General features: G+C 63.3%; 6 protein-coding genes. 5 read left to right on the top strand and 1 reads right to left on the bottom strand.

Translation table 11 applies throughout. The features are described from left to right. Positions 1–26 precede the first annotated feature (26 nt). The 5 genes from O4220_RS22360 to O4220_RS22380 all read left to right on the top strand — a co-directional run bounded on the left by O4220_RS22360 (position 27) and on the right by O4220_RS22380 (position 4,884). Positions 27–980, top strand: coding sequence for an AurF N-oxygenase family protein (locus tag O4220_RS22360; RefSeq protein ID WP_269607727.1), 954 nt, complete (start codon positions 27–29; stop codon positions 978–980). A 119-nt stretch (positions 981–1,099) separates the two neighbouring features. Next, positions 1,100–2,068: a daunorubicin/doxorubicin resistance ABC transporter ATP-binding protein DrrA gene (locus O4220_RS22365; protein WP_057475681.1), complete on the top strand. Its 969-nt coding sequence runs from the start codon at positions 1,100–1,102 to the stop codon at positions 2,066–2,068. Continuing rightward, entirely contained in the window at positions 2,068–2,925 is an 858-nt protein-coding gene (locus O4220_RS22370; protein WP_269607683.1) for an ABC transporter permease, read from the top strand. Before O4220_RS22365 ends, O4220_RS22370 begins: the two co-directional genes overlap by 1 nt. 10 nt (positions 2,926–2,935) lie before the next feature. Next, complete coding sequence (locus tag O4220_RS22375; protein ID WP_269607684.1) at positions 2,936–3,790, top strand: ABC transporter permease; 855 nt, start codon at positions 2,936–2,938, stop codon at positions 3,788–3,790. Between the two features lie 182 nt (positions 3,791–3,972). After that, entirely contained in the window at positions 3,973–4,884 is a 912-nt protein-coding gene (locus O4220_RS22380) for an esterase/lipase family protein (protein WP_269607686.1), read from the top strand. A 100-nt stretch (positions 4,885–4,984) separates the two neighbouring features. Here the strand turns inward: O4220_RS22380 and O4220_RS22385 are convergent, their stop codons facing one another. Then, a complete protein-coding gene (locus O4220_RS22385; RefSeq protein ID WP_269607687.1) occupies positions 4,985–11,422 on the bottom strand; it encodes a non-ribosomal peptide synthetase in 6,438 nt (2,145 codons plus the stop codon). Positions 11,423–11,438 lie beyond the last annotated feature (16 nt).

The following is an 11,438-nucleotide window of genomic DNA, read 5'->3' on the forward strand; positions in this document are numbered from 1 at the left end:
GTAACAGCGCGGAGGCGAGGCACGCAATGCTGGAACAGCCGTCGTTGCCGGAGTTCGACTCCGGCGATGTCGTGGAGAGTGCGGTCGTCTCACGGTTGGCCAAGAACTGGGCGCAGCGCGCGACAGTGAAGAAGCCCGAACCCGAACTCGACGACCTGTTCGACACGTCCAAACAGGATTTCCCCGACGCCCTCATACCCTTCGGCGAGCACGACACCTTCACCGGTGCCACCCCCGAGCAGAAGGATCGACTCCGAGCCTGGGGTTGGATCGCGTTCAACAAGAACGTGATGGATGTCGAGCAGCACGTCGTCCACCCAGGTTTCGCGCTTCTGGCGCAGGACGTGTTCGAGACCGGAATGGGCGACACCCTTGCGGTCGCGGTGACTCAGGCGATGGTGGACGAGCAGTACCACACGCTGATGCACCTCAACGCGAGTGCCGCGACGCGCAGGGGCCGAGGATGGGCCCTGTCGGAGCGCTCTCTGCCGTTCAGCTCCACTGTGCGCCGGCAGCGTGCTGCGCAGGCAACCAGTGATGACTCGTGGTCGGCGGCGATCAGCTCACTGGCTTTCATGACGGTCGCGGAGATCTCCATCACGTCCTACCTCGACCTGATCGAGGACGACGACGTCATCCAGCCCATCAATCGGGCGACTGTCAAGCTGCACAACAGAGACGAGTACTGCCACGCGTCGATCGCCGACGACATGGCTGCGATCGTCTTCGACCGGCTCGGGCCCAACGACCGACAGAAGTTCCTCGACGGTCTCGTCGACGGCATGGACGCGTTCTCGAGCAGCGATTTCTCCACCTGGAGACGCATCCTCGAACTCGAGGGCGTGCGCGGTGCCGAACAGATGCTCGCCGACGTCGAGCTGGACAAGAGTCGCCGTGCACTGGTCCAGGACTACAGCGGACTGCGATCCCTGTGCCGGAAACTCGACGTCGAGGACAGTGTCGATATCGACTGGGGGTGACTGCCGAGCTCACCCGGCCTTGACCCGCAGGTAACATTTCCGGGGAATTCCGGTATCAATCAGTGGCCCTCGACCTTTGGGTCCGGTCCCACCATCCACCCCGACAGCTCGGAGATTCGATGTCGTCAGCTCAACACGCAGCCGTACACGTGGAGGACGTACACAAGTCCTTCGGCGATGTGCATGCGCTGCGCGGCATCAGCTTCTCCGCAGAGCGCGGAACCGTCCTGGGCATTCTCGGCCCCAACGGTGCCGGCAAGACCACAACGGTGAAAGTTCTCTCCACGCTGATCGCACCCGATACCGGCCGAGCCTTCGTCGCCGGCCACGACGTAGTGGCCGACGCCCCTGCGGTACGACGCTCGATCATGATGACCGGTCAGTATGCGGCACTCGACGACACCCTGTCGGGCCGCGAGAACATCGAGCTGTTCGGCCGTCTGATGGGTCTGGACAAGAAGGCCGCCAAGGCGCGCGCCAAGGCTCTGCTCGACGAGTTCGACCTCTCGGATACCGGCAAGCGGCCCGTCCGTGGGTATTCCGGCGGCATGCGTCGCCGGATCGACATCGCGTGCGGATTGGTCGTACGGCCGGAGGTCGTGTTCCTGGACGAACCGACGACCGGACTCGACCCGCGCAGCCGGCAGGGCGTGTGGTCTCTGGTCGAGGCGCTCAAGGCACAGGGCATCACCGTGCTGTTGACAACGCAGTATCTCGAAGAAGCGGACGTCCTCAGCGACAACATCATCGTCATCGACAGGGGCACCGTCATCGCAGAGGGCACATCCGATCAACTCAAGGCCATGACCGGTGGCAGCTACTGTGAAGTGGTCCCGCTCGATCCCGGTCAGCTCCGAGCCGCCGCGCGCGCACTGGGCGACATGGTCCCTGCGGCCGTACACGCCGAGATCACCGCTACATCCGACCGCATCTCGGTGCCGGCACCCGACGGCGCAGCCACGCTGTCGGAGATCCTCCGCCGAGTCGACGCCGAGGGAATCGTATTGGCCGACATCGCCCTGCGGCGGCCTTCTCTGGACGACGTGTTCCTCACCCTCACCGGGCACTCGCAAGCGAGCTCGAGCTGATGACGGCCACGACGCGGGGCGTAGCCAAGACACACGCAAGGTTTGTCGAGCGGACCGGTGCCGGCTCCACCACGCAGCAACCGAAGCGGAGATCCCGGACGCGACCGTCCGGCTTCGTCCAGTGGCAGGCGCTGACCGGCCGCGCTCTGTGGACGATGCTCACCAAGGGTGAATTACTGGTCGCCGTCATCGCGCCACTGATCTTCACTGTCGGCTTCTACCTACCGCTCAAGTTCGTGATGGGCCTCCAAGGCATCGATTATGCCCAGTTCTTGATGCCGATCATTGTCCTGCAGGCAATGGCGTTCACCGCCATTTCCGCCGCTCAAAGGGCCTCGACGGAGGCAATGAGTGGACTCAATTCTCGCCTGAAAACGATGCCGGTCGTACGCGGTGTCCCACTGGTGGCACGAATTTCCAGTGGTGTGGTCCGGTCACTGGTGTCGTTGGTATCGGCCCTCGGATTCGGTTACGTCATCGGCTTTCGCTTCACTGCAGGATTCGCTCAGGCCCTGTTGTTCTGTGCGTTCGCAATGCTGGTCAGCACTTCGTTGTCCATCGGCGCCGATGCGATCGGAACGCTGTCGAAGAGCCCCGAAGCGACCAGCCAGGTGCTGACCCTTCCCCAGCTCATTCTCGGTATGGCCTCGTGCGGGTTCGTCCCGGAAAGCGGTTTTCCGGAACTCATCCGCCCCTTTGTTCGCAATCAACCGATTTCTCAGTTCTCCTTTGCAATGCGGGATATGGCCGAGGGTGGCGTCAGCTTTCAGGTGTTGTGGCCGTCACTCGCGTGGGTCGCCGGCCTGATCCTGTTCTTCGTCCCGCTCGCCATCTGGGCGAGCTCGAGACCAGAATGACGAGTCCGAGATGACGATGGCAGAAGCGTCCGTGAACACCGTGCGCGTATCCACCCTGACCTTTCCCGAACCCAACATGGCCCTGCGAGAAGGCTCGCTCCGTGCACTGGGGACCCACAGTCTGATCCAAGCCAAGCGACTTCTGATGCGATGGATGCGCGATCCATCGACGATGATTCAGGCACTGCTGTACCCCGCGTTGATGCTGGTCATGTTCCGTGTCGTGTTGGGGAACTCGATTTCGGCGGCCACCGGTTCGCCGGCGATCTACGGCCAGGTGCCGATGATCGCTCTCGTCGGGGCCATGTTCGGGTCCATCGTGAGCGCTGTCGGCCTCAAGGCCGAGCGGAAGTCGGGGCTGCTGTCGCGGTTCTGGACAACGCCCACTCACCGGGCGGCCGGCCTGCTGGGCAGAATGATCGCCGAAGCAGTTCGGGTGCTCGTGACCACCATTGTCATCATCCTTGCCGGTGTGGCCATGGGGTTCAGATTCACGCAGGGACTGCAGGTCGGCATCTTGTTGCTTCTGATTCCGGTCGTTTTCGGTATCGGGTTCGCTGTGATGGTGACGTTCCTCGCGACCGTCGCCGGTGATGCACCCCTGGTCGAACTCGTGTCCATATTCTGCACGTTGTTGATGTTCTTCAACGCCGGGTTCGTCCCGGTGCTCGCGTATCCGCCGTGGCTCCAACCCGTCGTCGCTGCGCAACCTATGTCGGTCGCGGTCGGTGCAATGCGGAACCTGGCTATGGGCGGACCGGTCATGACGCCCGTCCTTCAGACCCTCGCCTGGTCGCTCGGGATGGTGGTCGTATTTCTTGTTCCGGCGATCCGCGGTTTCCGGCGAGCGTCGAGCCACGGCTGAGTCAGGTAACAGCGAGATGACATAGTCGTGGTGATTTCCACCACAGCAATGCGTCATCGTTTGTGTTTTGCCTGCACACTCGACCGAGTCGGGACAGGTGTTCACCTGCCGGTGTTACCGTTCGGTGACACGGCAACCGACCGCAGATATCTCATACCGCAAGACGACCGAAAAACGAGGCCATGGCAAAACTTCCCCGTACATCGCGAATAATCTTCGCCTTGTCCTCGGCAGCAGCTCTGTGTTTCGCCGGTACTGCGACCGCGTCCGCAGCACCGATCGTCGGGCCGACGCTCGAGGGTGCCAACGATTTCGGGTGTGTTCCGAGCCCCGAACATCCCCGCCCGGTGGTTCTGCTGCACGGCACCAAGATGGACTCCACGGCGTGGCAGGTTCTGGCACCTCAGTTGGTGGACGAGGGCTACTGCGTCTTCGCACCCAATTACGGCGCAGTTCCGTTGCTGTTGGAACCGGGCAATGTCATCTGGGGATCAGGCGACATTGCGACATCCTCACGGGAAGTGGCAGCCTTCGTCGATCGTGTACTCGCAGAGACAGGTTCGACCCAGGTCGACATGGTCGGCCACTCTCAGGGCGGGCTCGTTGCGCGGCAGTACATGAAGTTCGATGGCGGAACGGATCCGGCCGATCCCGCACTGAACAAAGTCCACTCCCTCGTGACGCTCGGCGCAACCAACCATGGAACGACGTTCGGCGGTCTGCAGCAACTCAGCGAGCTGCTGACCTCACTCGGGTTGCCCGGTGACGCGATCACACCTCTCACCTGGAACATGGCCGGTGCTCAGCAGCTGGTGGGGTCCTCCACCCTCGCCAAGCTGAATGCCGATGGTGACGTGCAGCCGGGCGTCGACTACACGGTGATCGCTACCCGTGACGACACGATTTCGACTCCGCCGGATGGGACCTTCCTCAAGTCCGGAGACGGAACGAACGTTCACAACGTGTGGGTACAGGACGTGTGCCCGAGTGCGACCACGACCCACATCGGGTTGATTGCCGATCCCGCACCGCTGTACATAGTCAAATCTGCGCTCGATCCGGCCTACGCGGCCGGCAACACCCCGCCCTGCTGAGGCCCCGCGACGTCGTAGACGCCCATCGGCTGTCCACGACGCAGGACGAGTGCATCGGAGAAGAACCGGGAGACTCGACACCGTCGAGCCTCCCGGTCTCTCATCCCAGTCTCGCAAGCTCCTCCCGAGCCCAGGTCTTCGCAACCGCAACGAACCCGTCGACCAACGCAGCAGCACTGGCTGCGTCGAAATAGTCGACGGCATAGATCACTCCCCCGGAGATACCCTTCGGCACACCGTTCTCGTCGTACGAATCCCGAATCGAAAATTCCAACTCGTGCCGGGCATACTCGTTGCCGACCGGTATCTGGACGATTGTCGGGATCGATTCGTCCACGTCACGTTGTTCGGTCGCGGTGACCTCGAGCGCACGTTGCAGAATCAGAATCACCTGATACAGGGGTCGGAAATCGTCCCCGACCAAACCGAGTGCGCGTTCGATCTCCGCAACACCGATCGACGAATGATCGAACGCGGACAGCAGTTCCTCGCGTACCCGCGCAATCAATGCGTCCGGTTCCTCGTCCGAATGCACATCGACGCGGATCGCTATGTCATCGGCGAAGTTCCCGACTATCGGCTCCAGATCCGGCGTGGAACGGTTCGCCACCGCCGTGGCAATGACCACATCATCCTGGCCGGACACGCGACCGATGAACAACGAGAGCGCCGCGTGCAACACCATGTACAGGCTGGCACCCGTCCGCTCGGACAGCGCTACCAATCCTGCATGGGACTCTGCATCGATCACCACCGGAGACATCGACCCGCGGGTGGACGGCACGGCGGGTGGCGTCACCGACGACGGCAGCTCGTATCGGTCGGGAATTCCATCCAGCTTGTCCAGCCAATACGAGATCTGGCGGTGCATCTCGCTGCTGGAATCGTCCGCGTCGCCCATGAGTTTCCGGTCCCACAGCACATAATCGGCGTACTGAATCACCTCCGGCTCCCACTCCGGTGCGGTGCCGGTCGAGCGCGCGACATACGCCTCCACCAGATGTCTGGACATGATTCCCAGACTGTAACCGTCGGCCGACATGTGCTGAACGACGATTGCGATCACGACGTCCGACGGTGTGGTCTGGAAGACCCTTACTCGCAGCGGAACTTCGTGCCGGATGTCGAACGATCCCCACATGAACTCGTCGAGAGCCGAATCGAGCCGCTCGGTCGAGACCTGAACGACCTCGATCGGCTCCAGCCCGCTGTCGATCGACAGGATCCGCTGATGAGGGCCTCGGTCGGAGTCCGGGTACACGGTCCGCAACGACTCATGTCGCGATACGAGGTCTCGGACAGCGGCACGAAGCGCGGCCACGTCGAACGGACCATGTACCGACAGCGCAAAGGGCATGTTCCACAACGCATCCTGCGAAAGCTGGTTCGCCTCCCAGATCCGTTCTTGCGAACGGGCGAGCGGCAGGTGCTCCGGCCGGGGGGTTGCAACGGGCCCGACCGGGCGTTCATTGCGGTCGAGGCGTCGAACCGCCCCGGCCAGCGATTCCACGGTCGATGTCTCGAAGACCGTCCGCACGGACACCCGGAGGCCCAGTTCGGCCCCGAGCCGAGACACCAATTGCGTTGCGATCAAAGAGTTTCCGCCCAGACCGAAGAAGTCGTCGTCCAGACCGACCCGGTCGACGCCCAAAACCTGACCGAACACCGCGGCAATCGTCACCTCCAAGTCGTCGGTCGGTGCTCGATACTCGGTGGTCTCGAACACCGGCGCAGGCAGCATTCGCCTGTCGAGTTTTCCGGCCGGGTTGAGAGGCAGGCTGTCGAGCACCACGAGGGCCGTAGGGACCATGTAGCCGGGCAGTGCGCCGGACAGTGTTCGAGTCACCTCACCGACATCGACGGTCGCTCCGACGCTCGGCACGAGGTAACCGACGAGTATGTCGCCCGCCGGACCGTGGGCCACCACTACGACTGCACTCGATACGCCGGGGTGAGTCGACATCGCAGATTCGATGTCACCCAGTTCGATTCGTTGACCACGGAACTTCACCTGAAAGTCGGTACGACCGATGTACTCGAGTGTGCCCGCGCCTTTCACCCCGTCGGCCACGCTCCATCGAACGAGGTCACCCGTCCGGTACATACGCTCACCGTTCGACGCGAACGCGTGTGCCACGAAACGTTCCGACGTCAGATCGGCCCGGGAAACATATCCGCGGGCGAGTTGCGTTCCAGCCAAATACAATTCGCCTGCCACACCCGCCGGAACCGGACGCAGACGTGAGTCGAGAACCAGAATCTCACTGTTGGTCTGCGGCACTCCGATGGGAACGCTCGAATCCTCCTCGGTGTCGTGCTCGGTCACGTCGGCGAAGGTGATGCTGACCGCAGCCTCCGTCGGGCCGTACAAGTTGTGGACCCGAGCCGCGGACTTGGTGCGAAACACCTCGATCGCCCGTGCCGGTAGCGCCTCGCCGATGACGAAGATCTCGCGAAGCGTGTCCAGCAGTCCGGCCGTGACCGATTCGCCGAAGACCGACAGCATCGAGGGAACGAAGTCCGTCAGAGTGGCACCCGTTTCTGCGATCAGGTTCGCCAGTTCTGCAGGCTCGCGCTGCGCACCGGGAGCGGTGAGAACCAGGGTCGCGCCCACCCGGAGTGGAAGAAAGAAGCCCCAGAGCGAGACGTCGAAGGTAGTTGCCGTCTTCTGGAGGTACACGTCTTCGGAGGCAATGGAGTACTGCTGCTGCATCCACGCCATCTCGTTGACGATGGCTCGATGACTGACGGCAACGCCCTTCGGCCGTCCGGTCGAACCGGACGTGAAGATCACGTATGCCGTGTTGTCACCGCGAACGACGCGCCGTACGCCACCGCCTCCGGTACTCGGTCCCGCAGCTGCCAACTCGTCGATCAGGAGTGCAGGCGTGCCGTCGGGGGCCGAGAAGCCGTCCGTCCGGGTCGTGAGCACGCACAGGGGCTGCGCGGTCTCCACGATGTAGCCGGTGCGCTCGGCAGGTTGCTCCGGGTCGATCGGGACGTAGGCCGCGCCGGCGCGGAGCACGGCATACATGCCGACCACCAGCTCGATCGAGCGACGCATTGCCAAGGCAACGGTGCTCTCGGGGCCTGCACCGAGAGCGACCAACCCCCGTGCCACGCTCTCCACCCGACTGTTCAGTTCGCGATACGTCAGAGTCGTGTCGCCGAGGACGAGGGCGGTTGCGTCCGGTGTCGACTCCACGTGGTTGTCGAAACCGTCGAGCAACAACTCGTCCGCCGGGCCGAGCTCCGCGGTCGGACCGCGCCAGTCTTCGAGCAACGCGGCGCGTTCGGCAGCGCTCACGATCTCGATGTCCCCCACCCGAACACCGTCGTCGGCGACGACGGCATCGACCACGGACAGGAATCGCTGCGCAAAGGACTGGACCGTCGACTCGTCGAAAAGATCTGTCGCGTAAATAATCTCGCCATGGAGGCCCGCGGATCCGCCGGTCGACGACTGCATCTCGCCCAGAGTGAACTGAAGATCGAACTTCGCCGACACCGGTGCAGAGCCGAACTCGTCCACTGTGAGGCCGGGCAGCTGCAGTGACGTCCTGGCGAAGTTCTGGAAGAACAGTGCCACCTGCACCAGCGGATGCCGGCCCTGCGACCTCGGCGGATCCAGAGCCTCGACCAAGCGCTCGAACGGCACATCGGCGTGGTCGAATGCGCTCAGATCGCTACCGACCAGCCGACCGAGTAGACCACCGAACGACTCGTTCCTGTCGATTTCGGCCCGCAGAACCACCGTGTTGACGAACATCCCGATGACGTCGTCGAGAACTTCCTCTCCGCGCCCGGCGACGGGAGCACCGATTGCAATGTCGTCCTCGGCTGTCAGTCTCGCGAGGGCGACCGACAGAGCCGCGTGGACGACCATGAAGACAGTCGCCCCGTTGGCCTGCGCCAGCCGCACGATGCCCGCGTGCTGGGTTGCATTCAGAGCGAACGAGACGAGCGCTCCCCTACTCGACCACACCGACGGTCGCGGCCGATCGGTCGGTAGCGGAATCTGGTCGGGTATCTCTGCCAATCGTTCCCGCCAGAATGCGATCTGGGCAGACTGGAGGGAACGCGGATCATCGGCACTTCCCAGCAACTCTCGTTGCCACAGCGCGTAATCGGCGTACTGGACTGCCAGTGGTGCCCACGAGGGAGCCGTTCCAGCAACCCGAGCTGCGTAGGCCGTCATGACATCTCGCGCGAGTGGCGCCATGGAAGAACCGTCCGCAGCGATATGGTGCGCAACCAGAACGAGGACATGGGTGCCGTCGTCTGTCACGGTGAAGAGTCCGACGCGGAACGGAATCTCCTGTGTCACATCGAAGCCGGCGGACAGGAAGTTCAGCACCGATCGCTCCGTCTCCGATGCGGATGCCGTCGATCGAAAGAGCGACCGATCGTGTTCCCCGACGGGCCGAATGACCTGGTGCCCCACACCATCGAGCTCGGGATAGACGGTTCGAAGAACCTCGTGTCGAGAGATCACATCGAGCACAGCTGCGCTCAGCGCAGGCTCGTCCAGTTCCCCACTGATCCGCAGTACTACGGGAACGTTGTTCGCCGCCGAGTCCGGATCGAACCGGTTGAGGAACCACATTCGCTGCTGCGCCATCGACAGGGGAATCGAATTCGGCCGTTCCCTGGGTCCGAGCGTCGGCCCGGTGAGGACTCGGCCGGCCGAATCGGCGCTCTTCGCCAGCGCAACCACAGTCGGCGACTCGAACACCATCCGGGCCGGAAGGCGTTTGCCCAGTGCAGAACCCAGTCGGGCGACGACCTGCGTCGCCACGAGCGAGTTGCCTCCATTCTCGAAGAAATTGTCGTCGAGGCCCACCCTGTCCGATCCGAGCAGTTCGGCGAAGATCTCGGCGACCAGATGTTCGGTGTCCGTGATCGGTGCACGGTACTCGACGACCTCGAACACCGGCTCCGGCAATGCATCTCGATCCAGTTTTCCGATCGGCGTCAACGGAATCGAGTCGAGTTCGGTCACCACAGCCGGAATCATGTGTGCCGGTAGCTTCACCGCCACCGCGTCGAGTACGGCACCGATATTCAGATCGGTACCGGGCGTCGCTTTGACGTACGCCGCCAGAACCATCGTGCCTGCCGCATTCGCTCGGCTCACCGTCACCGCGAAATCTATGCCGCCGACGGATTCGAGTGCAGCGTCGATCTCACCGAGTTCGACGCGGAAGCCACGGATCTGGACCTGAAAGTCGTTGCGTCCGATGTATTCCAGGGTGCGGCCGGAGGCACCTTCTCGCCAACGCACCGTGTCGCCGGTGCGGTAGAGCCTGGCATCGTTTGCTTCGCCGGCCGTAGCGTATGGATTGGCGACGAACCGCGCGGCCGTCAATCCGAACCGGCGGTGGTAGCCGCGGGCCACTCCCGGCCCGGTCAGATACAACTCACCCGCTACACCCGACGGGACCTGCCGGAGTCGATCGTCGAGTACGTAGTAGGTCATGCCCTGAGTCGACGAGCCGAGAACGACGGGCTCGCCTGCAATCAGAGGCTGGGACATGTTGCTGGCTATGGTGGTCTCGGTGGGGCCGTATACATTGTGCAACTGTCGGCTCGGTGCCCACTTCGACACCAACTCGCCGGAGACCGCTTCACCTCCGACGCCGAGTACTCGCAGGTCCGGTACGTCCTCGGGGTCGAGAGACGTCAACGCTGCCGGGGTGATGAATGCGTGCGATACGTGGCCGTCACGCACGACGTCGGCGAGGTCGGAGCCGCCGTACACTCCGGGAGCGACGATCACCATCGTCGATCCCGCGCCGACGGCCATGAGTAGCTCCAGCACCGACGCATCGAAGCTCGGTGACGCGAAATGCAAAGTCCTCGAACGACTGTCGAGTTCGTAGTACTCGACCAGCGTTGCGGTCAGTGGTGCCAGACCCGCCTGCGACACCGCGACGCCCTTCGGTACACCTGTCGATCCCGACGTGTAGATCACGTACGCGAGATTCGACGGCACGATCGCGCCTGTCCGGTCGGCTGCGACGATCGGGTCGCCGGACTCCTCCCCCAGGGCCGCGATGGTGTCGGGCGCGTCGAGCACGATCCAGCGCACCGAACCGGGGAGTCGGCTCTCGAATTCGCCGACGGTGATACCCATCTGCACACCGGAGTCCGACACCATGTGCTCGACGCGAGCTGCGGGGTAGTTCGGATCGATCGGTACGAACGCGGCCCCGGTTTTCGCCACCGCCCACACCGTCAGCAACGACTCGATCGATCGGGTCACCGCCAGGGCAACGAACTTCTCCGGTCCCACGTCACGGGCGATGAGCACGCGGGCCAGCTTCGAGGAAGCGGCGTCGAGTTGGCTGTACGTCATCGAACGATCGCGGTCGACCACCGCAATCCCCTGCGGGTTCTTCTCGACCGCCGCTGCCAGCAGATTCGGCAACATGGGAGTTCGCGTCGGACGTGTACGGGTGGGTCGAGCCCGCTTCGGCCTACCCCCCGCTCGACCGGTCGTCTCGGACGAGTTACCGGTCGATCCATCCTCGCTCATCGAAGAGAGCTCCTCC

Origin of the sequence: Rhodococcus ruber, assembly GCF_027270735.1 — a bacterium.
Taxonomy (GTDB): domain Bacteria; phylum Actinomycetota; class Actinomycetes; order Mycobacteriales; family Mycobacteriaceae; genus Rhodococcoides; species Rhodococcoides rubrum_A.